Raw genomic sequence first — 23,208 nt, 5'->3', positions numbered from 1 at the left:
GTCCGGATCTGTGTGGGGTCGGCCTAGCAATAGGTCGCTCTACCACGATAGGCTGTAGAATTACTCTTTTTAGGAACATACACAACTATTCTTGGTTGGTTACTTTTTAACCTTGAATCCATCTGTTCGCTGTGATCTAATAGATATTATTCACCCACGGTAAACTGTTATGGCTAACTACAAGCCTGACTTATCCTGTCAAAATAAATTCATTCCTATCAATTTCGCTGAGCAAATTTTGCCTGGCACATTTGAATATGCCCTTTGTTATATCGTCGAAAATAAACTTGATTTATCGGGATTTGACGCGTGGTATAACAATGATAAAACGGGCGCTGCTGCGTATTCGCCTTCAGTAATGCTAAAGATTATTTTATTGGGCTATGCACATGGTTTTATCAGTAGCCGTCGGATTGCAAAGGCTTGCGAGCATAATATTTTATTTATGAGTGTGTCGGGAGATATCCAGCCGCATTACACATCAATAGCGGGCTTCGTGGCTAAAATGCATGAACAGATTGAGCCGCTTTTTACGCAAGTATTGATGATATGTGATGAAGAAGACTTGATAGGGCGTAACATGTTTGCCATTGATGGATGTAAATTAAAGCCCAATGCGAGTAAAGAGTGGAGCGGCACATTCGATGAGTTAAGCCGCAAAAAAGCAAAACTAGAACGCGCAAGCAAACGTATTATTGAACGCCATCAATCACAAGATGGGCTGGGCGAAGAATTGATAACTCAGGATTTAAAACAAAAAGAAAAGCTAGATAAAAGTGCAGGTAAAATTACCGAGTTCTTAGCCACTCACAAAGAAAAAACAGGCAGTAAAGGCAAGCCTGTTAAAAGTAATATCACTGATCCAGATAGTGCAAAAATGACTACCTCAAAAGGCACAATCCAAGGCTACAACGGCATCGCTATTAATGACGATAAACACCAAATCATCCTGCAAGCACAAGCATGGGGTTCAGTGGGCGAACAACAAACTTTACAGCCAGCTGTTGCACAATTAAAACAGCAACTCGCTAAACTCAATACAGAAAAACGCGCAGATGAACATACTATTAAATTCACTGCAGACAGTGGGTTTAACAGCGAAGTGAATCTTGGATTTATGGCGCAAAGTGGGTTCGATACGTACATTGCAGATAACCAATTTAGAAAACGAAATCCGCTGTTTAAAGCCAGCGAAACATACGAAACGGAGCAAGAAAAGCGCCGACTAAAATGCAGCAAAGGCAAGCCTCGGTTATTTACCTCAGACGATTCTCATTATGATGAAGCAACCCAAACATGCCGCTGCCCAGCAGGTAATGATATGTGGCGAAGCGGAGTTAATGTAAACAGCCATAACCAACAATACACACGATTCTGCGGTTACTTAAAAGATTGCAAAGTATGTCCACTACAACAGCAATGTATGCGAAAGCCACCCATTAAAACGGGGCGACAAGTACAGTTTATAAATAATAAATCACGCAAAAAGCTGAGCTATGTAGACAAAATGAAAGTAAAAATAGACAGCCCCATAGGTCGACGACAATATAGCAAACGACTCGGCTGTATTGAGCCCGTGTTCGGGAACATTACAGTGAATAAAGGCATGAATAAATTGACCTTACGGGGTCAAACGAAAGTGAATGCGCAATGGCAACTGTATTGTCTTGTTCATAATATAGAAAAGCTGCAAAACACGATGCATTAAGAAGGGTAAGCCCTTTTACCCTAAATAAAAGCCACTCAACCACCCTTAATCCCTTCCAAAACGCCAATTAAAACAATATCAAACACTTCTATATTCTGCGTAAAAATACAGTAATCAATTGAACCAAAATAGGAACTCAGCTATGGTTTGTTTATCAATAAAAACAAATTTAAAAACGAGTTAATCTACAGGCTCGTTAGGTTACTTGGAGGTGTATGAAAACTTGTAGACTTTGTCAAAATAGTAGTGACCTTAGAAAGTCACATATTTTCCCTAGATCGATCTATAAGGGTCTTAAAAAAGACAGTGGGCAACTGTTAAATTTAAGTGTTGATAAGCCGCTTGAAGCTAAATTATCCAATAGCAACCCGACAGAAATGTTGCTGTGTGGTGAGTGCGAACAATTTCTCAATCGTAACTATGAGGGTTATGGTACTCGCTTATTGAAAGATCATCAGAAATTTAAGAAAACTCCTGAAGGGTTGATTATTAAGAACTTCAAATTCAATAAATTCTACTTGTATTTGATTTCCATATTGTGGAGAGCATCTGAGTCGATATTGCATGTTTTCTCAAATGTTGAATTAGGTTCAAAGTTCAATGAGTATTTTCGTTGTTGTATTCTTAACCGTTCTACAAGACTGAATACTTCTTTAAAGTTGGAACATTTTTGTCGAATATCTATGGTGAAACTGGTAGATCCTAGCGGTGATATTCCTCCTGAAGTAATGAGGAAATTGCTTATGTATATCACAAAAGAATTAGGAACATCAGCTCAAGATCCTGTCTTATTTTACTTTGTTGTGGATGGTTTTTTGATTATATATTATCTTCGTATATTTGATGATATTCATGAGCAAAGAACTGAAATAATCGCGGCTCAATTGACCAACAACCATAGAGTATTTGTACCAAAAGTAGATTATCGTACATTCAAGTTTCTCAACCAGGCATTCGAAGCAATAAATGTATATCACGAGAAAAAGTAACTTAACAAGAGTTTTCAAGCCGGAAAACTTACCGCTGGCCATCGCTTCGCGATTATAGCCAACGTTAATTTTCCGCTTAAAACAGCGTTAGCTGTATTGTCGTACTGTTGTGATTATATAATGTTACAGATTTGCCGTTGCTCAAAAAATGTTCTTCACATATATTTAATTGATACTTAATTGTTTTAATAAGAGGGATTTATGAAAATATTACACAAATGGATAATTTTGGCGGGTTTATTATTAGCCGCTCTTATTTCGTATGGCTACGGATTTTCTCAAGGCATAGTTATCTTTGTTGTTTTAGGTGTGGCTTTGGAGCTTACATTTTGGTTTGGTGTTTTTGGTAAAAAGCAGCAATGTAACGAACACCCCCGCAACTAATCTACAGCTAACAACACGCCCTGAGGTGGACAGCAAGCGCTAAAGCTCACTTTCCACCGCAAATTTTAACAGCGGTGATCCCTTACTTTTCAATGCAGTTAAGTAAGTTGATTCATCGTAGGGCGTATGTGTTTTCCAGCACCTAAATAGTATTCGTGTCCACTTAAATGCCAATGATTTGATGATGGTATTATGGGGTTTTCCTTTGGCTTCTTGCTGCCGATAATATGCTTTTGCCCAAAATGAATAGCGCACAGATAATCCTGCCCATTCCACAAACGTTTGCCTTAACAACTTTTAGTGCATGATTACCGCCAGTGTATCCATTCCTTTTTGCCACTGCGTTCGTTTACTGGAGCAATGCCTGCGTATTGTTGTATGTCAGCGACGGAAAATTAATTAGGCACCCATCCTAAAATTACTGTCCATAAAGACATGAATAAACTGACCTTATGGGGTCAAACGAAAGTGAATACCTTTAGTTTACGCTGAGGCAACTGTATTGTCTTGTTCATAATATAGAAAAACTGCAAAACACGATGCATTAAGAAGGGGAAGCCCTTTTAACCTAAAATAAAGCATCTCAAACATCCGTAATCACTTCCAAAACGCCAGTTAAAACAATATCAAACACGTATTCATATGCTGCGTAAAAATACAGTAATCGATTGAACCAAAATAGGAACTCAGCTATGGTTTGTTTATCAATAAAAACAAATAAAAAACGAGTTAATCTACAGGCTCGTTATAAGGCATAATCGAGGTTATAGTGAATCCAGATGTTGCAAAAAAACTATCATTAATTTTAGAAAAAACAACTAAAGAAAGTAATGATTTTCATCTTGTAAATTCGATCGAACAGGGCGTTATCGAAGGTTTTCATACTTTTTCGAATGGTATGAATTCATTTGGTGGTTTTTTAATAAGTAATGGAAGTGAAACGCTCTGGGTTCTAATTATTGATTGGAAGGGTGATAATAATTATTACCTTGTTTTATATCCAGAAAATAATAATCTACCTCCCCTAGCTGAGCTTCATAAAGAAACCACATCACAAGATGGTACTGATTTGACTTGGAGTTATATTCCAAGGAAAAAAGACAAGAAGAATGAAATACGTAAAGAGTTATTTCAAAATGTTTTTGGGGCGCTTAAAGCCGTAGTATCACTTCCAAATGATGACGTGACGTTAGATGATACTCTCAACGACCTATTTCATATTGCTGCTTGTAGAGTACTTGCTGATAATTTAGAAGAGAACTTGAATTCATTAACACCAGTGTCATTTTCTGAAGGTAAAAGGCTAGAAAAGAAGCATTATTCCAGAGAGCGTTCTCAGGCATTGGTAAATCGGGCTAAAAAAATTCACGCAAAGAAGCACAAGGGTGAATTACCCTGTGAAGTTTGTGAGTTTGATTTTAAGAAAAAATATGGTGAAAAAGGAGCTTTGTATATTGAAGCTCACCACAAGGTACCTTTGAATGAGCTGGATGAAAATGAATCTAGAGAAACTCTAGTTGAAGATCTTGCTATGGTGTGTGCTAATTGCCATAGAATGTTACATCGTAGCCCTTATCAAACTATCAAAGAGTTGAAACACTGCTTAAATGCCTTTTAACAGCAAGCGCTGAAGCTCACTTTCCACCACAAATTTTAATAGCGATGATCCCTTACTTTCCAATACAGTTAAGTAAGTTGGTTGATCGTAAGGCATATGTGTTTTCCAGCACCTAAATAGTATTCGTATCCACTTAAATGCGAGCTTTGATATCACGCGTAAACATTCAACAATCGATTGTACCCAGGTAGAAACCCGGCTATGGTTTGTTATCAAGATAAATAAACCAGCTAATTTACAGGTTCGTTATGTCTCACGGAGGTTTTATCGCTCTATGAATGTTTTTCTAATAATTGCAGGTACATTAAGTGCTGTTGTAGCAACTTTGCATTTGGGTTGTATCTATTTTGGAGGTTCTTGGTATCGGTTCTTCGGTGCAGGAGAGCAAATGGCATTACTTTCTGAGCAAGGAAGTATTAAACCAACTCTTATTACTAGTGTAATTGTTTTGATTCTATCAACTTGGTCATTGTATGCATTTTCAGCCGCAGGTGTTATTTTTAAACTTCCATTCATCCGCCTAGCTCTTGTATTAATAACTTTTATTTATTTAGCCCGAGGTGTTGCTGGATTCTTTCTAATAAATAACCCTATGGGGCGTTCGCCTGAGTTTTGGATTTGGAGTTCTATTATTTGTTTATCTTTTGGAATTATTCACCTCGTTGGTTTAAAACAACAATGGGCAAGCTTGTGAGTAAAGTGTAATCTAATAAAGAATCAAACAAGAGCTATTACAATTGGCTTTTGGTAAAGCATTATATTTATAGTTAACTACTTCTCGCCAATAATTGACGGAACAAGGAATATTAAAATGGATAAAATGTCAGTTCACATAACCTCTAAACCTTTAGAAACTTACCCGCAAAAAAAAATTTTAAAGGTGGTAGCTGATGAAGTAACCGAAAAAGCGACTATTCACAAAGCAGCGGTTCAAAGTGACCAAGTGGATATATCCGAAGAAGGAAAAGAAAAAAGCCTGGAAGATCAAAATCGTGAAGCGTTACGTAAATTATCAGGCAATGAAGATGCAAGTCAGGCATCACAATCTGAAGAAGATCCTATTGATGAACAGATTGCTGAAATACAAGAAAAGATAGAAAAACTACTACAGGAAACTGCATTATTACGCAGTAAAGATGATGAAGAGTCGCAGGCTAAAGTGAAGGTGCTAGAAGCAGAAATTACCGGGCTTAACACTCAACTTATTGAATTATTGAGACAGCAATTAGAATCGGGTAAATAACAAGCACAGTAAGTATATGCAAAGGTAATTGGAGACAAGAACGTTATTAATAACATAATAAAGACGCTCACCTTAACCTTAAAACTAAAGGGGTTAACCCCTGATCTTACTGAGCAAATTACTTAATTAACCAAAGTGGCTTATTTAAAGCCGCTACTTACTTTAAAAGCGCAGCGGCTTTTATTTGCTTTATGAACTAGTTTGCTGTCATCAACATTAGCTTTGCCTCTTTACCGTCTGTTAATACTGCGACGTTACCTTTATCAGTTATAAACACATCTCTTAACCTACCTGCAGCCTTAGGAAATACGTGAGACTGTGTAAATTCACCATTGGCCAGATTAACGCTGTAGAGCTTTTTATCGACTAGCGTAGTGATTAGCACATGTTGTTGCAATGAAGGGAAGGCGGTATGTTTAGAGCCGTAATACGCCATGCCTGATGGCGCTATTGATGGCGTCCAATTAACACTTGGTTTTTGCATGCCTTTATATTCAGTAAATGGTGAAATACGCGCTTGTGAGTAATCTTTGCCATAGGTGATTACCGGCCAGCCGTAATTAGTCCCAGCGGTTAAGTAGTTTAGCTCGTCACCGCCTGCAGGGCCGTGTTCGTTGCTAACAATTTGCTGCGTATCGTAATCATAAACTAAGCCTTGAGGGTTACGATGACCAAGTGAGTAAACAGCATGTGCATTTGGGTTTTGGTGATTAATAAATGGGTTGTCTGTTGGAATGGTGCCATCTAGGTTTATACGTAATATTTTACCAAGTTGGCTGGTGATAACTTGTGCTTGCTCTCTAAAGTCAAACCCATCGCCCGTTGAAACTAATAACGTATTGTTGGGTAGGACAAGGGCGCGTCCTGCGTAATGTTGCGGTGTGTTTTTATCAGTCGCTACTTTATAAATAACGTTAGGCTTTGAAAAGTCAGTGCCATTAAACGTGGCTTTGGCAACAACAAGCCTGTTTGCGCTTGCATCACCTTGGGCATAAGTAAAAATAACTTCTTTTGAGTCGTTATAATCTGGTGATAATACAATGTCGAGTAAACCACCTTGGCCTGCAACGTATAAACCTGTTAGGTTTAATTTTACTCTTGATTGCGCATTATTTTTAACTATAACGACGTGACCATCACGCTCTGTAATTAACCACGTGCCGTTTGGTAGTTTAACCATACTCCACGGAGACTGTAATTGCGTAGCCAGTGTTTTTGTACTGTATTGCTCCTTTGGTAACGCAACATCGGCATTAACAGAAAACGAAAAAAGCGAAAGCAAAGTAAAAAAAGAGATACATTGTTTACGGGGCAAGCCTTTGCTAGCATGGCTAGTATAAGAAAAAAGCTTTATTTTAAGTTGAGATAACCATGTTGTTTTTAACACGTATATTGCCTTCATTTTTAGTTTCTTGGTTACTTACATTCACACTTGCTAGCTTGTTTCATAGCCAATACGTTGTCAATCAATTAGTTAATGTAGGTGTGGTGGTGGGCTTTAGTGATCGTGCTAGTTTAACGCTTGATGATTGGTTAGGCTTATTACCTACCTACGGCGCTATTATTGCCGTAGCACTTGCCATCGCTTTTTTTGTTACCGTAAAGCTTAACAAAAAGGTTCAAAAATACAGTACTCAGTTATTTATTATCGCTGGCATTGTGGCATTTACTGTTGTGTTAATTGCCATTGAATCAATTATGAATATTCATATTATAGCGGGCGCAAGGGGCTGGGGTTTTTATGCTCAACTGCTTGCAGGCGCAGTAGGGGGCTTTGTTTTTGCGATGCTTACTAAGGCCCTAAAAACTAAGGCAATAAAAGAGCCTCAACCTTCTAGTTAATAAAGCTAAGTGGCCTTATAGTAAGTGGGGGCTTATAAAAATGTGATTAGAGCCTACGATAGTAGACTCTTACCACAGCTTTATAAATTCACGCCATAACTGCTTTAATCGCTTCTAAGCCTTTTTTTAGGGTATCTGCATCGGTAGCATAGTTGATACGAATACACTCGTGCTTGTGCGCCCAGCTGTCGTCAATACCAATAAAAAAGTTGTGACCTGGGATCACATACACGTCTTGCTCTTTAAGTTGTTGATACAACACCTCGCTTGTTATTTTTGCATCTTTAAACCACAGCCACATAAAAAATGCGCCTTCAACTTTGTGCAAATAAACAGGCAATTCGGCAAATACTTCATCAAACAACTCAATCGCTATGTGTGCTTTATTACGATAAAAGGGCAGTACAACGTTGCGGCACAGCGGGAGTAGTTCGTTGTCGTTAATTAAGCGTGTCACTAAGCTTGGACCAATACTATTTGGCGATAACACCATGCTGCCATTTACGCGGCCAATTGCTTTAATAATCTCATTATTAGCAACCACAATACCGCTGCGTAAACCCGGTAGGCCAAGTTTTGAAAGTGACATACATAAAATAATGTTCGAGTTCCACGTTAGGTTTGCGTCGGTGTAAATACAACCTGGGAACGGATCGCCGTACGCGTTATCAATAATGAGCGCAATACCATATTGCTTAGCGAGCAAATCAAGGTGTTTTACTTCATCGTCGGTAATTACATTACCTGTTGGATTGGTAGGGCGTGATACGCACAGCGCGCTTATGCTGCTGTCGTTTGCTAGTACTTTTTCAACTGCTTTAAAATCAATGACGTATTTAAACTGTTTTGATACACTACCTGTATTTAAAATTTCGATATCAGGCTTTATGGCAACAAACATATCAGCCGATAAACCTTGATCGGCATAACCTATGTACTCTGGCGCAAGGGGAAATAAAATCTTTTTATGGCTGCCATCCGGCATTTCGCCTGCCAACATATTAAACAGCACAAAAAAGTTAGCTTGACTGCCATTACCAAGTGCTACGTTATCGGCGCTAATATCCCATGCATACTCTTTACTTAGCTGGCCTGCTAATGCCGCTCTAAACTCGTCGTTACCAGTCGGGCCGTCGTAAAGGCCAAATACCTGCGATACCTTGTTACTGGCAACGAGTTTTTGTAATTCACTTAAAAAAACCTCATTTACTTGTGGTACTAGTGCGGGGTTACCGCCACCGAGCATAACAATATTAGGATTGTTGCTGTTTTTAGCACCACCTAAATCTTCCATTAACTGAGTAATGCCGTTGGGTTGTGTGAATTTAGTGCCAAAGTTTGAGTAGTTCATAATGCATAGCGTTTGTTAGTAATGGGGAGGGCAGTATAGCGTAAATAAAGGGCTTAAATTCGATGATGAGAATAATTCAATGCTGAGATTTACAGGTAGCTATAGTAATGTAATTTCTTATAAAAAAAGGCTAAGTTAAGGTTTTTTAACGCCGTATAAAAACTCTTCGCCGCAGTCCATATACAAATCAAATTTGGTCATAACTTTGGTAAACATGGGGGCGTGTAAAAATTCGTTTAACCATGCGCGTACATGCGTGTATTCACTTTGTAAGTACCAGTGTTTATCTACGCGTGCAAACTGTCTAATAAATGGCAGCAGAGCATAGTCGGCTAGGCTTTTTTCATTGCCCATTAGGTATTTATGGGTAGTTAGCTTTGCTTCAAATTGCTTAATAAACTCTTCGCAGGCTTTTTGATAATAAATTTGTGCCATGTCTTTTGTGCGAGCATAAAATTTGTACTTTTCGAGCACCGGTTTAAATTGCGTGTCGTTTAGCTTAATTAATTCAAGCATGCGCTCAAGTGCTAATGGGTCTTGAGTATGCAGTAAATTATGCGAATCATTTTGCTTTAAAGCCCACAGCATAATATCTAGGCTTTCATCTATAACTTGATTATTCGGCAGTAATAAAACAGGCACCGTGCCTTTAGGTGATATTTGCAAAAGATGCGGTGGCTTATTTTTAGTTTTTATAGCGCGTAGAAGCACGTGTTGCTCTGCCATTAAAATACCCATTCGTGCGCGCATTGCATATGGGCAGTGTTGTAATGAATATAATAATGGCAATGTCATTTTATTACTTACCTTAGCTATTTAAGCCTTCAACATACTGCTGACGGGTTTGTACTTTAACCAAGCTATTTAAGTGTTCAACCGCTTGTGTTTGCCCTTTGATTAAATCTTGAAAATGCGCAAGTAACACGGCTTTATCCAGTTTTTCTTTATCGCCTGAGCCAATGTCGGTTAAATCAATCATAAATTCGTCAAATTTGTCGGCAAAGTCACTCACAATATCCATGTTTAAAAATTGCTCATGGTTATAAATACTTGGGTAGCCGCCTTTTTGTTTATCAATAGCAAAGCTAATACCTTTAACATTGGTAACGGTGGTTTCTTTTTTACAGCTCAGCATACAGCTTGCGTCAATGCGTGGTTTTTTACACCCTACTGTTTGCTGGAAAAAACACTGTCGGCTAGTCATCATTAGTATTGGATGATAAATGCTGTACATCATTTTAAAATTGTTAGGGCGTTTAATATTACGCATTTGTGGTTTGTTTATTTCGTTTGAAATAAACGCGCCTTTTGCGTTTAAATCTTCTTGTAGTGTTAGTAACGCATAAGAGTTTGTGGTGTTTAACAACGGGCCTGCAATCCAATCAATACCCATTTGTACTGCTTTAAATGCAACGCCTGTGTTGTTACTAATAATAAGCTTAGGTTTTACAACCTCGAGCAAACGTACTGCTTCTTCAAAATCTTTACCAATTAACACCGCCGGAAACCACGGAATTAACTGTGGGTGCTCTAAAAATACATTAATGTATTTATCGTTATCGGTTCTAAAGCTCTCAGGTAATTTAAAGTAAACATCGCCATCTGTTAAATCACAAAGGTGAACGTCTTTTATGTCCGATATTAAAATAGACAGTGTTGTTTTATTCTCTGCTTTTTCGTGGTTTACTAGTTTTGGTAATTCAACAGGCGCGAGTACGTCTTTGCCTTCGTTTAATAAAAACGCGACTTGCTTTTTAATGCGCGCTAGCTCTTTAAACGGAATGCTTAAGTTGTTGCCTAAGTTTGAGTAATCCATATTTTTAATTTCAAAATTGGCATTACTAAAGGTTTTAAAGCGTTTATCAATGGCAGCAATATCAACAACCGATTTATCGGCAGTTTGCATCACCATTTGCGATTGAACTTCAAAGCGTAGAGGTTCTTTTGCGTTTTTATTCGAAAGCGTAATATCGTTTTTATCTTCAATAATTATGTTTACAGTGAATGGCTGATTTAATTGCCCTGTAAATTCTAATGTAAGCTCGCGTTTTGAAATATCTAAAAATTCAATTTTCTTTTTAACTAACGAATCAATTTCACTTTTTTGAGTGGAAAGCTCTTGCTGTGCATCGTAAATTTGCACGACCGAAATTGCGTTGTTTTTTTCGTTAGCATGATCAAAGCTATGGTCGCGCGGGTTATCGGTAAACATGTTTTTTGTCATGTCACCTTGCAAAAACTTATTAGTAAAATTTCGGTTAAATACTTTGTATAAGCTTGAATCGTCTTCAATTAGGTTACCGGTTTGCACAAAAGTGTCTATCTGTTTGCGCCAGCTATCAATAACAGTATGTACGTAGTTAGCACCTTTAATGCGGCCTTCTACTTTTAGCGAGTCAACGCCTGCGGCTACCAACTCAGGTAAATCAAAATAGGCTGAGTTGTCTTTTAAGTTTAATGGGTGTTTGTTACCCATCGCCGTTGGCTCGTATTCATCACGACACGCTTGCGAGCAGCGACCACGATTGCCCGAGTTACCCACACTTACCGAGCTTGAATAACATTGCCCCGAAAACGCAATACATAATGCGCCATGTACAAACACTTCGGTTAATACATCGCATTTATGCGCTACGTCGGTCAATATTTTAATTTCAGTTAAGTTAAGCTCGCGCGATAAATTTACGCGTGTAGCGCCAATGCGGGCTAAAAATTCAACTTGTGATTCGTTATGCGTAGTTAACTGCGTTGATGCGTGAATATGCAAAGTAGGAAAGTGCTTTTTAACAATATTGAATAACCCTAAATCTTGCACAATAATACCGTCGAGCGTGGTATTTACTAGCTGATTTAATAGCTTAAATAGCGCACCCATTTCGTGCTCTAATATAACTACGTTTAGCGTTAAAAAAATCTCACAGCCGTATTCATGGGCTAGGCGAAGTGCGCCGTTAAGCTCATCAAACGAAAGATTAGACGCTCGGTTACGTGCATTAAAGGTATCTAACCCACAATAAACCGCATTAGCACCGGCTACAATGGCGGCTTTTACCGCGTTAACATCACCGCCTGGGGCTAATAGTTCAATCTTTCTACTCATTACAATGTCGCTTCGCTCATATTTAATTGCCGCGAATTTTATCTGGTTAGTAGCATGAATGCTATTTATTGAGAGATATAATGATTTTAAAATGTAAAATCAAGCTTTTAAACGACCAGCTTTAAACTTTGCTATAGAAGGTGTTGTTATTTGTACATATTAAACGGCTACTTAACTTAATTGGAGTAAGTGGCGATTATGTTTTATTTGAAAGTCGAGTCAGATTTTAGTGTTTGCTTAATCAACAATAGTATTTATATAAATGTATGATAAGGTTTATGTTTACTTATTGACCTCATATAACACATGAAAAAATCGCTACTTTTTTTACTAATTATTATTATCTCTTCAGTGGTGAGTATTCAGTTATTTATTATTCCGCAATTTGAAAACAAGGTGAGGCATCCCACTGAAAAATGGGCGTTAGAGTTTTTAACATCGGGTTCTACTGATTTACTTGCCGACCAACTTAAAGGTATACCTAAAAACGACAGATTAGCTTATTTAAACAATATACAGGCTAATTTTGGCTTTGCGCTTTCTTTGCAAGCATATAATCAACGTGATTTTTCGAGCGAGCAAAACACCTTACTTACAGAAAATAAAATTTTAGGCGACCCATTTGCTGATTTAGTTTATCGAAAAATTGATGACAGCCAGCTCTTAGTTATTGTTAAGCCAAACTCTGTGCCCAAGCATTTAGTAAATGAAGCACAGCGTTGGATGATGGGCACTTTTTATTTACTTAATAATAGGTTAATACAGTACCCTAAAAAAGAGTGGCCGCAGGTTATTGATTCGCTGAGCCATGAATTTGCATATCCCGTGTTGCTCAAAACCTTGAGCGAATTAAATTACACATCGCAGCAAATGGCTGAATTAGAACAGGGCGTGATGGTTTCTATATCATCAAACGATTCTGATTTTATAGGGTATCCCGCCGATATAGTGATGCAACGTATTGGCAATAGCGATCAGGTTATTGTGCTAGGCCCATTTAGCCCTGAGCTAAAAAGTAAAGTTGTGTATATGTTGAGTGTGTTTTATTTTATATTCGGCTTTTTTTTACTGATCCCTATTATTATTTGGTTAATTCCTGGGTGGCGTTCTATGCGATCTCTTAACAAGGTTGCTGCGCTGCTTGGGCAAGGCAAGTTTGAAACGCGGGCTAAGCTTATTCGTTTTAGTCATTTAAATAACTTATCTAAAACATTTAATATAATGGCCGAAAAAATACAGCGTTTAATTTCTTCACATAAAAATTTGGTTAATGCGGTGTCGCATGAGTTACGCACACCTATTGCGCGTATCGAATTTAACTTAGAATTACTTCGTGGCAGTACAACAAACGACTATCAGGTAGGGCAGTTAGATCGTATTGAAATTTCGCTAAATGAATTGAATTTACTTGTGTCTGAAATGCTTACCCACGCTCGCTTTGATAGAGAAGCCCCAACATTAGCATTAGAAACCGTTGAGCTTAATCAATGGATAAAACAAGAGCTAATTGTTTGGCAAGAAGCAAACCCAAAAAAAACAATTACGTTACTTGAAAATGCTGAGTGTGAAGCACTGTTTGATAAGTTTTATATGAGCCGAGCTTTAAGTAATTTGATTCGAAATGCGATTGCTTATGGGCGAGATGTTATTCAGATCAGTTATCAAAAAGTAGGGAAAGGTTGGTTAATATATGTAGAGGATGACGGCGATGGCGTTGCTAACTCAGCTCGAAGAAAGATATTTGAGGCATTTTACAGAGAAGATGAAAGTCGTAATTTACAAACAGGCGGAACCGGTTTAGGCCTTGCTATTGTGAAGCAAATATTAGATTGGCATGGCGGTGAGGCGAGTGTTGATGAGTCTTCTTTGGGTGGCGCACGTTTTATTTTGCACTGGCCTACTAACATGTAAGTCACGGATAGGTTTGCAATTAATTAAATGATTAGACACATAACTCTGCTTAGTAAGAGATCAATCTTATAATCGTTAAACAGAGCCTGTATATAAGCCGATAGGTATGACATGGAATACGTTATGAAACCAAAAATTTTAGTTGTAGAAGACGATTTGCCGTTGGCAGAGTCTATTGATGAGTATTTAACGCTTGAAGGGTATGAAGTTAAAATAGCGGCTAATGGGGAGGATGCGGTTACAACTATTCTACAGTGGCAACCTGCATTAGTTATTTTGGATGTTATGTTGCCCAAAAAAGATGGCTTAACGGTGTGTCGTGAGGTTAGGCCTTTGTACAATGGTTATATTGTTATGTTTACCGCACGAGAAGAAGAAATTGATCAAATTGTTGGGCTTGAAATTGGCGCAGATGACTACTTACTCAAACCGGTAAAACCTCGTTTATTACTTGCTAAAATTAAAGCGTTTTTAAGGCGTGAGCAACCTATGCAAGCTGCAGGGATAAACACACAAGCTAAAGGTTTTATAAGCTTTGGAGAACTCGTTATTGCATCCCACAATAGAACGGTTACGTTAGGTGGTTTGCCAGTGCAACTTACCGATGGTGAATACGACCTTTTAATATTGCTGGCTAAAAATGCTGGCACGGTTTTGTCTCGTAATAGTATTGTTGAACAGTTAAAAGGTTATTATTATGACGGTATTGAACGTGGTATAGATAACCATATTAGTCAGTTACGCAAAAAATTGGGCGATGATGCGCGTAATTCTTTAAAAATTAAAACGGTACGCTCAAAAGGGTATTTGTTTGTTGTAAGTGCATGGTAAATAATAGGGTTTGTAGCAGTAGCATATTAAAGCTACTGCATTTAAGGCGCTATAAATGTTATTCCTCAGCCATTACTCGTTTACCGTTTTTATCAACAATAAGTAAATAAGAAGCGCCAAAATCACCAGTGCATAAATCAATAAATTTATCATCAATTTTTAAACCATTAGCGCAGCTGTTAACGCTTAAGTAGTCGGTGACTTTGCCTTTTTCAGTGGTTATTGTTTTAGTGTTATCGATTAAAACAGTGTAATTACCGTTAGCAAATAAACGTACATTAAATACGTCTGCATTATTGTTTTGCTTTTTACTAATCACCGAAACAGTTTGTTCGCCCGATGCTTTCCAGGAAATAACCCATAGGTTATCGTTATTGCTTAAAGTTTTGGTTATACGCTCTTCTTGGTTTGTGGTAATGCTGTTTTTAACACCTAAATTGATCATATTGTTAATTGCTTTATAGCTGTAACGGTAAGTTGTGCTTACTGTGTTACTTGCTACATCGGCTGAAATAATAGTATCGTTATCAAATAGGCCGCTATAACCTGTGCTAATGTTCCTTTTTTTAAGATGAAGATCGGCCATGTAGTCTAGTGAATTTACAAAAGATACTCTTGCCTCATGAGTTAATTTATTATCTAGCTCATCTGAGCTTTCACCACAGCCACTTAAAATAGTTGCAAAGCCAAACAACAATGAAATACGTAGTCCTTTATTACTGGTGTTCATAATAATCTCCATAATTTTTAGTTTTATTGCATTTAGTAACTGATTCTAGAAATGAGGTATTTAAGTCGTAAATTTATAGCTCAAAGGCTAACATATCAGTAGACATGTAATTCTCAGGGCTTGTCGGGTATTGTCATGAATTGTAAGAAGCTGTTAATTTTTTATGTGTTTATCAATTTCGCAGTGGGTTACTTCTTATTTTTATTAATTTTATACAGGCTAATTTTATCAGTAATCTTCCCCCGTTATGTACGCAAGAAAGTGCAAACTCTATTCGTCCCATTGAGTCAGAAATCATGAACACCCAACTAAAAATAGCCACATTTAACCTGTTTAACTACCTTGAGCCGCCCAATGCATACTATGAATTTGAGAAAATTTATACCGGGCAGCAGTGGGCTAAAAAGCAGCGTTGGGTTGTTGATTACTTAACAGATCATGCCCCTGATGTGATTGGTTTTCAGGAAGTGTTTAGTATTGATTCGTTAAAAGAGCTAGTTTCTGAGCAAGGCTATAATTACTTTGCAGTAGTTGATACGCCAGAGGTGATTGATGATTTTATTTATAAACGCCCAGTAGTAGCGATTGCCTCTAAATATCCCATAGTTGAGATAGCAGCGGTTGAGCATGACAGCGAGCTTGCAAGTACGCTTGGCCTTAATAGTGAGTTTACTTTTAGTCGTAAGGTATTGAGAGCGACCGTTACTTTGCCGCACATAGGCAATACTGATTGTTATGTGGTGCATTTTAAATCTAAGCGCCCGATGATTAATGTTGATGAGCACAATAAAGAGCTTGCACCCGAGCAAAACATAATTGAGATTTTAAAAGCGAACGTAGCGGGTGGGTGGGGCTCAACTATTCAGCGTGGCAGTGAAGCTACATTGCTAATGATACAAATGATTACTCGCCGTGAAGCTACGCAGCAACCCATGCTATTAATGGGGGACTTTAATAATGAACTTGCGGATGGCGTATTAAGCCATTTACTGACGAGTACGCTACGCTTTGCACCTGCGTTTGACGCTAAAACCTACCTTGCTAAATATTGTTTAAATGATTCATGGGATTTGTTTGTTAAGTCGCAGCTAAGTAATGATGAAGTGATTAGCGATGAAGCAATAACAAACGATGTACAAAGCGATTGTGATAGCAGTAACAGCCAAGTAAAAAATATAAACATAACAAAGGCAGCACCGTTAAGACCGGCAACACATTATTATGGCGCGAGCAGCTCTGTGCTTGATTACATTTTATTGTCGTGTGAGTTTGATGCTAGTTATGATGACAGTTTTTTTGAAGTCAGTGGTTATAACACTTACGACAGGCACTTAATAAATCCCGAGTATGATCGAGACGATCTAAGCACCGACCACGGTGTTGTGTTGATCACACTAAAATTAAGGTCTTAAAGGGTGTTTTTATTATGAAAAAATTAATTACATTCTTGGTTTTTTTTATGTTTAATTCTTTTGCTGCAGAATTTCCTACCAGTGCACGTTCTGAAAAAGCGATATCAATGGTTGCACCCACTTTAAAAAAGCAACTATCTGATAAAGGGCTTGAATATGGTGCACCTATATTTATTCGAATATTCAAAGACCCAGGTATTCTTGAAGTCTGGCTGGAGTCGGATGATGGCACATTTATACACTTCAAAAATTATGAAATTTGTACTTTTTCAGATGATCTTGGCCCTAAATTAAAAGTAGGCGACAACCAAAGCCCTGAAGGCTTTTATTATGTTGATGCTAGTGGGCTTAATCCTTGGAGCAATTATCACTTATCATTTAATTTGGGCTTTCCAAATAAATATGACCGGACACACAACCGAACTGGCAGTGCACTGATGGTGCATGGCAACTGTGTTTCTATTGGGTGTTATGCGATGACTGATGAATATATAAATGAGATTTACGCGTTGGGTGCTGCAGCGTTAAAATCGGGGCAATCTTTTTTTAGGGTTCATTCATTTCCGTTTATGCTTGAGGATGAAGTTTTATCAAAGCATAAAGCAAACCAATGGTACCCTTTTTGGCTTAACCTTAAAGAAGGTTACGATTACTTTAACAACTATAAAAAGCCACCAAATGTTGAAGTTTATAAAGGAATGTATACGTTCGAAAATAGATATTAATGGTAAAAAATATACGTAAATAATCGGGCTGTTTAATTATATTTTTTGTCGTTTAAAAATATTAACCGTTTTGATTGGTTGTTAGCTTATTTGAAATCTTTATTATTGAGTTGAATGTTTTTTGATCTGCATCAAGCTTATAAGCGGCGGTAATGATAGATTATTAATAGGGATACTGACATTTAAAATTCATTAAAATCATCTACTATCGTGAAGTAACAAAGTAGAGTCACACCTATATTACAATTAACTCATACAGTGATAGTTAATACCAAAAATAGTGCAGTATTAGCCTAATCTTATAAATAGGCCAAGACTGGCTACATTTACCTACTTTTATATACATGGAGTTTTACCGCATGACGATTAAATCGACACTCAAATCTCTCAGTACAATCGCTGCTGTGATCATATTGGGTGGGGGTGGTTGGTATGTTTGGCAAACTCAGCAACCAGCACTGCTATCTGAACAATTGCCAGAGAGCGTAGCCTATGGAAATGGCCGCATTGAAGCGACCGAGTACGATATTGCAACAAAATTGCCGGGGCGCTTGATTGAGGTTTTAGCACAAGAAGGTGACATGGTCGAAGCCGGTCAAACATTGGCGGTTATTGATACTGACGATTTAAATGCACAATTACGTGAGGCTAATGCTGGGTTACGTGTTGCTACTGAGTCACGTAAATATGCTTTGGCAATTGTAGAACAACATAAAAGTGAACTTACTTTTGCAGAAACCGAGTTACGTCGCTCTGTAGCACTGCTCAAACAAGGGCATATTTCAAAAGAAGTAGTTGATCAGCAACGAACAAGCGCTGCAACAGCGCAAGCGGCTTTAAAAGCGGCAAATGTAAAAGTGGTGCAGTCGGATGCAGAAATAGACGCAGCACAAGCGCGTATTGAGCGATTACACAGTAATATTGCCGATAGCACCCTTAAAGCGCCTATTAGTGGCCGAATATTATATAGATTAGCAGAGCCAGGTGAAGTGCTTGGCAGTGGTGGGAAGGTTTTTTCTTTGCTTGATTTAACCGATGTGTACATGAGTATTTATTTGCCAACAGCGCAAGCTGGCAAAGTAACAATAGGCTCTGAGGCACGCATTGTAATAGATGCAATTGCGCAATACACGTTACCCGCTAAAGTTACTTTTATATCAGCGCAAGCACAATTTACGCCTAAATCGGTAGAAACACGTAACGAGCGTGACAAACTGATGTTTAGAGTAAAAGTGAAGCTAGATTCAAAATTATTAAACGATCATATTGAACAAGTTAAAACAGGCGTGCCTGGACTTGCTTATGTTTTATTAGCACCAGAGCAAAATTGGCCTATGCAGTTGCAGGTTAGAGTGCCTGAATAATGGCTGATGAAAACAATGGCAAAAAGCAGATCAACAAAGCTAAAAAACCTTTTAGTGTGGTTAAGCTTACTCAGGTTACGCATCGCTATGGCAATAATTTAGCGTTGGATAATATTAATCTGGAGTTACCTGCGGGCAGTATAGTGGGTTTTATAGGCCCTGATGGCGTAGGTAAGTCGAGTTTGCTTGCACTTATTGCAGGAGCACGTGCCGTTCAAAATGGTGACGTTGAAGTGTTAGGGGGCAATATGCGTAGTAGCCGCTTTCGTACTTCAACTTCGCCACGTATTGCTTATATGCCACAAGGATTAGGCAAAAACTTATACCCGACACTCTCTGTTTTTGAAAATATTGATTTTTTTGGTCGGCTTTTTGGGCAAGAAAAAAAAGAGCGTCAGCACCGAATCAAAAACTTATTAAAAAGCACTGGACTCACTGAGTTTGCTGATCGCCCTGCAGAAAAACTCTCAGGCGGGATGAAACAAAAACTCGGTTTATGCTGTGCGTTAATTCATGACCCTGAGTTATTAATTTTGGATGAACCAACAACGGGGGTCGATCCGCTTTCTCGTCGCCAATTTTGGCAATTGATTAACCATATTCGCGCTCAGCATAGTGGTATGAGTGTACTCGTTGCTACCGCTTACATGGAAGAGGCAGATGATTTTGATTGGCTAATCGCCATGGACGATGGCAAAGTTATAGGTACTGGTAGCCCAGAGGAGATTAAGGCTCAAACAGGGAAAAAATCCCTTGATGAAGCATTTATATCATTACTACCTGAAGAAAAGCGTCATGATCATCACGTACTTGTGGTTCCTCCTCGTCAGAATAATCTAAAAACTGATGAAGCCGCTATTCAGGCTACAGCGCTTAGTAAAATATATGGTGATTTTACAGCGGTTAACAACGTTAGTTTACGCATTGAACAAGGCGAGATTTTTGGCTTTTTGGGATCAAATGGCTGTGGTAAAACCACAACTATGAAAATGCTGACAGGCCTTCAACCGGCAAGCAGTGGCGAAGCTAAGTTATTTGGTCAAGTTGTTGATGCTAACAATATAGAAACTCGTAAGCGCGTTGGTTTTATGTCGCAAGCATTTTCACTTTATAATGAATTAACCGTTGAGCAAAATATGGTGTTGCATGCGCGCTTATTTCATTTACCAACAGAGCAAATTGCGCCGCGCGTTAATGAATTAATTATACGGTTTAACCTTAAAAAATACCGTGATGATTTTCCTGTCGATTTACCGTTAGGTATTCGCCAGCGTTTATCGCTTGCGGTTGCGGTAGTGCATAGCCCTGAAATGCTTATACTTGATGAACCTACCTCGGGCGTAGATCCTGTTGCACGTGATGACTTTTGGGAATTACTTATTGAGTTATCGCGTGAGCAGGGCGTTACTATTTTTATTTCGACTCACTTTATGGATGAAGCCGCACGCTGCGATAGAATTTCGTTGATGCATGCAGGAAAAATACTTGCCAGTGATACACCCGCTGCACTTTGCAAAGCACGCAGTGCTGATACGCTCGAAGATGCCTTTATTACTTACTTAGAAGAGGCGATGCTTGAGTCTCAAGCGAGTTCTGCTTTGTCAACAACGACGGTCGATGAGCCTGAACCATTACCAGAGATTGAACCTAAAATACCGTCAATTGGTAAAAAGAAAGCGAATACCGCTTTTAGTTTTTTACGCTTGTTTGGCTATGCTCATCGCGAAACGCTGGAGCTATGGCGCGATCCTATTCGTTTAACCTTTGTGTTGTTAGGCTCAATTATTTTAATGTTTATTTTAGGTTATGGGATTACCTTTGATGTTGAAGATTTGAGCTTTGCGGTGATGGACCAAGATCAAACCCCTGAAAGTCGCGATTACGTTCAAAATATTGCCGGATCGCGCTACTTCATACAAAAAGCTGATATTAAAAGCCCTTCAGAGCTAGATAAACGAATGCGCAGCGGCGAGTTAAGTGTGGCCGTTGAGATCCCACCTAATTTTGGCCAGCAATTGAAACGCGAGCGCACGCCAGAAATTGTAGTTTGGATTGATGGTTCCATGCCTTTTAGGGCAGAAACTATATCGGGTTATATGACGAGTTCGTATTACAGTTACCTAACTGACTTATCATTGCGTACTTATGGGGTCATACCCAATTTGGTACCGGCGAATATTGAATCACGCTATCGTTATAATCAAGACTTTAAAAGTATTGAGGCCATGGTGCCTGCTGTTATTCCACTTTTGTTAGTGTTTATTCCTGCAATATTAATGGCGTTGGGTGTTGTACGTGAAAAAGAATTAGGTTCAATCACTAATTTATATGTTACACCGGTTACGCGACTCGAATTTATTATTGGTAAACAACTGCCTTACATTTTAGTTAGTATGGTAAGTTTTTTTGGCTTAGTTGCCCTAGCTGTCACTGTATTTGGTGTTCCGCTAAAAGGAAGTTTATGGGCGTTGAGCTTGGCTGCTTTATTGTATGTAACAGCAACAACTGGTGTAGGGCTGTTAATTTCGGCTTTTACTAAGACACAAATATCGGCATTAGCGGCATCAACTGTGGTTGTATTGATGATTGCTGTTAATTTTTGCGGGTTGATTGACCCCGTTTCATCCTTAGAAGGCTTTCCTGCAATAATCGGAAAACTATTTCCAACTACATACTTTTTAGAAGCATGCCGTGGTGTGTTTAATAAAGCACTTAATTTTTCTGATTTATCGGCGCAGTTTTTACCTTTGCTTACTTTTATACCAGTGCTGACGTTAGCCAGTGTATTTTTACTTCCAAAGCAGGATAAATAGCCATGCAATGCCTTAGTAATATTCTTAATTTAGGTATCAAAGAACTGCGTAGCTTATGGCGCGATAAAGTGCTGTTATTATTTGTGTTTTTTGCTTTTACAGGATTAATTTATGTTGTGTCTTCGGCAACTTCCATTGAGTTAAATAATGCACCTATTGCAGTTGTTGACGGCGATCAATCACAACTATCTAAGCGTATAATTAATGCATTTTACGACCCTTACTTTAAAACGCCTGACGTTATTGCGTTAAGTGCAGTGGATCCTTCGTTTGATAACGGAAGTTATACCTTTGTGCTAAATATTCCGCCACACTTTGAGCGTGACGTTCTTGCAGGTAAGCAACCTACATTACAAGTGAATATAGACGCCACACGTATGTCGCAAGCATTTATTGGTGATAATTATATTCAAACAATTATTAGTGCTGAAATTAATGAATTTGTTCAAGGCTATCGATCGGTATACACACTGCCTATTAAGCAATCGGCGCACATAATGTTTAATCCCAATATGACCAGTGTGTGGTTTGGCAGTGTGATGGAATTAATGAACGTTATTACCATGATTTCGATTATTTTAACCGGAGCTGCGGTGATACGTGAGCGTGAACACGGTACGCTGGAGCATTTATTAGTAATGCCATTAACGCCATTTGAAATTGTAATTGCTAAAATTTGGGCCAATGGTTTAGTTATTTTATTACTGACCACTTTTTCACTTTTTATTGTAATTGAAGGCTTTTTACAAGTGCCTATTCATGGCTCAGCAGCGTTATTTTTATTGGGCGCCGCCATTCATTTATTTGCGACAACATCATTGGGAATATTATTAGGAACGCAGGCGCGTACCATGCCGCAATTAGGCTTACTGATGATCCTTATATTATTGCCATTGCAAATGTTGTCGGGCGGGGTTACCCCTCGCGAAAGCATGCCTGATATAGTACAAAATATTATGTTATTTGCACCTACGACTCATTTTGTAAAGTTTGCTCAAGCCATCTTATATAGAGGAGCGGGGTGGGATGTAGTTTGGCCTTACTTTTTGGCTTTATTCGTAATCGGCAGTGTATTTTTTATATTTGCATTATCGCGGTTTCGTAAATCAGTCGCGTTTGGATAATAAGGTTTATCTAGTCGGTAATTTTTATAAAAAGGTGGAATTACTTACATTCATAAATAGTTT

The 23,208-nt window shown here is 38.3% G+C and carries 19 protein-coding genes; 14 read left to right on the top strand and 5 right to left on the bottom strand.

The features are described 5' to 3' along the window. Positions 1-169: 169 nt before the first annotated feature. From NRL14_RS18900 to NRL14_RS18870, 6 genes are all read left to right on the top strand, one after another. Positions 170-1,708, top strand: a complete 1,539-nt coding sequence (locus NRL14_RS18900) for a transposase (RefSeq protein WP_306725351.1) — start codon at positions 170-172, stop codon at positions 1,706-1,708. A 215-nt stretch (positions 1,709-1,923) separates the two neighbouring features. Beyond that, a complete protein-coding gene (locus tag NRL14_RS18895; protein ID WP_306725350.1) occupies positions 1,924-2,697 on the top strand; it encodes a hypothetical protein in 774 nt (257 codons plus the stop codon). A gap of 201 nt (positions 2,698-2,898) precedes the next feature. Further along, the gene (locus NRL14_RS18890) at positions 2,899-3,081 is read left to right on the top strand and encodes a hypothetical protein (protein WP_010552629.1); all 183 of its coding nucleotides are present in this window, start codon (positions 2,899-2,901) and stop codon (positions 3,079-3,081) included. Positions 3,082-3,850: 769 nt separating this feature from the next. Further along, the gene (locus tag NRL14_RS18880; protein ID WP_169043748.1) at positions 3,851-4,699 is read left to right on the top strand and encodes an HNH endonuclease; all 849 of its coding nucleotides are present in this window, start codon (positions 3,851-3,853) and stop codon (positions 4,697-4,699) included. A 274-nt stretch (positions 4,700-4,973) separates the two neighbouring features. Further along, positions 4,974-5,393, top strand: a complete 420-nt coding sequence (locus NRL14_RS18875; RefSeq protein ID WP_197112921.1) for a hypothetical protein — start codon at positions 4,974-4,976, stop codon at positions 5,391-5,393. A 117-nt stretch (positions 5,394-5,510) separates the two neighbouring features. Further along, positions 5,511-5,942, top strand: a complete 432-nt coding sequence (locus NRL14_RS18870; RefSeq protein WP_306725349.1) for a hypothetical protein — start codon at positions 5,511-5,513, stop codon at positions 5,940-5,942. A 196-nt stretch (positions 5,943-6,138) separates the two neighbouring features. On the opposite strand, the gene NRL14_RS18865 is transcribed toward NRL14_RS18870, so the two are convergent. Further along, entirely contained in the window at positions 6,139-7,329 is a 1,191-nt protein-coding gene (locus NRL14_RS18865; protein WP_306725348.1) for a PQQ-dependent sugar dehydrogenase, read from the bottom strand. Between NRL14_RS18865 and NRL14_RS18860 the strand changes: the two genes are divergently transcribed. Then, positions 7,314-7,784, top strand: coding sequence for a hypothetical protein (locus NRL14_RS18860; protein ID WP_306725347.1), 471 nt, complete (start codon positions 7,314-7,316; stop codon positions 7,782-7,784). The genes NRL14_RS18865 and NRL14_RS18860 overlap by 16 nt on opposite strands. A gap of 88 nt (positions 7,785-7,872) precedes the next feature. Here NRL14_RS18860 and NRL14_RS18855 read toward each other — a convergent pair whose 3' ends face one another. The 3 genes from NRL14_RS18855 to NRL14_RS18845 form a co-directional block, all read right to left on the bottom strand. Continuing rightward, positions 7,873-9,135 carry a valine--pyruvate transaminase gene (locus tag NRL14_RS18855; protein WP_306725346.1) on the bottom strand — a complete coding sequence of 421 codons (1,263 nt, stop codon included), beginning with the start codon at positions 9,133-9,135 and terminating at the stop codon, positions 7,873-7,875. Positions 9,136-9,270: 135 nt separating this feature from the next. After that, positions 9,271-9,930: a glutathione S-transferase gene (locus tag NRL14_RS18850; protein WP_306725345.1), complete on the bottom strand. Its 660-nt coding sequence runs from the start codon at positions 9,928-9,930 to the stop codon at positions 9,271-9,273. A 13-nt stretch (positions 9,931-9,943) separates the two neighbouring features. After that, a complete protein-coding gene (locus NRL14_RS18845; protein ID WP_149605855.1) occupies positions 9,944-12,235 on the bottom strand; it encodes a peptidase U32 family protein in 2,292 nt (763 codons plus the stop codon). 306 nt (positions 12,236-12,541) lie between these two features. Between NRL14_RS18845 and NRL14_RS18840 the strand changes: the two genes are divergently transcribed. Continuing rightward, positions 12,542-14,146: an ATP-binding protein gene (locus tag NRL14_RS18840; protein ID WP_149605856.1), complete on the top strand. Its 1,605-nt coding sequence runs from the start codon at positions 12,542-12,544 to the stop codon at positions 14,144-14,146. Between the two features lie 123 nt (positions 14,147-14,269). Beyond that, positions 14,270-14,977, top strand: a complete 708-nt coding sequence (locus tag NRL14_RS18835) for a response regulator transcription factor (protein WP_033030387.1) — start codon at positions 14,270-14,272, stop codon at positions 14,975-14,977. 58 nt (positions 14,978-15,035) lie between these two features. Here the strand turns inward: NRL14_RS18835 and NRL14_RS18830 are convergent, their stop codons facing one another. Beyond that, the gene (locus tag NRL14_RS18830) at positions 15,036-15,707 is read right to left on the bottom strand and encodes a hypothetical protein (protein WP_149605857.1); all 672 of its coding nucleotides are present in this window, start codon (positions 15,705-15,707) and stop codon (positions 15,036-15,038) included. A gap of 296 nt (positions 15,708-16,003) precedes the next feature. Here NRL14_RS18830 and NRL14_RS18825 point away from each other — a divergent pair, with 296 nt between their 5' ends. The 5 genes from NRL14_RS18825 (at position 16,004) to NRL14_RS18805 (ending at position 23,145) form a co-directional block, all read left to right on the top strand. Continuing rightward, complete coding sequence (locus NRL14_RS18825) at positions 16,004-17,119, top strand: endonuclease/exonuclease/phosphatase family protein (protein WP_306725344.1); 1,116 nt, start codon at positions 16,004-16,006, stop codon at positions 17,117-17,119. A 14-nt stretch (positions 17,120-17,133) separates the two neighbouring features. Next, the gene (locus tag NRL14_RS18820; RefSeq protein WP_306725343.1) at positions 17,134-17,844 is read left to right on the top strand and encodes a murein L,D-transpeptidase family protein; all 711 of its coding nucleotides are present in this window, start codon (positions 17,134-17,136) and stop codon (positions 17,842-17,844) included. Positions 17,845-18,203: 359 nt separating this feature from the next. After that, positions 18,204-19,208, top strand: a complete 1,005-nt coding sequence (locus tag NRL14_RS18815; protein ID WP_306725342.1) for an HlyD family secretion protein — start codon at positions 18,204-18,206, stop codon at positions 19,206-19,208. Beyond that, positions 19,208-22,021 carry a ribosome-associated ATPase/putative transporter RbbA gene (gene rbbA / locus NRL14_RS18810; protein WP_306725341.1) on the top strand — a complete coding sequence of 938 codons (2,814 nt, stop codon included), beginning with the start codon at positions 19,208-19,210 and terminating at the stop codon, positions 22,019-22,021. Before NRL14_RS18815 ends, rbbA begins: the two co-directional genes overlap by 1 nt. Positions 22,022-22,023: 2 nt before the next feature. Continuing rightward, complete coding sequence (locus NRL14_RS18805; protein WP_306725340.1) at positions 22,024-23,145, top strand: ABC transporter permease; 1,122 nt, start codon at positions 22,024-22,026, stop codon at positions 23,143-23,145. Positions 23,146-23,208: the final 63 nt, after the last annotated feature.

Origin of the sequence: Pseudoalteromonas sp. 20-92 (genome assembly GCF_030847595.1) — a bacterium.
In the GTDB taxonomy this organism is placed as follows: Bacteria; Pseudomonadota; Gammaproteobacteria; order Enterobacterales; family Alteromonadaceae; genus Pseudoalteromonas; species Pseudoalteromonas fuliginea.
Note: the sequence above shows the minus strand (reverse complement) of the source record. Positions and strands in the feature narration are given on the sequence as shown.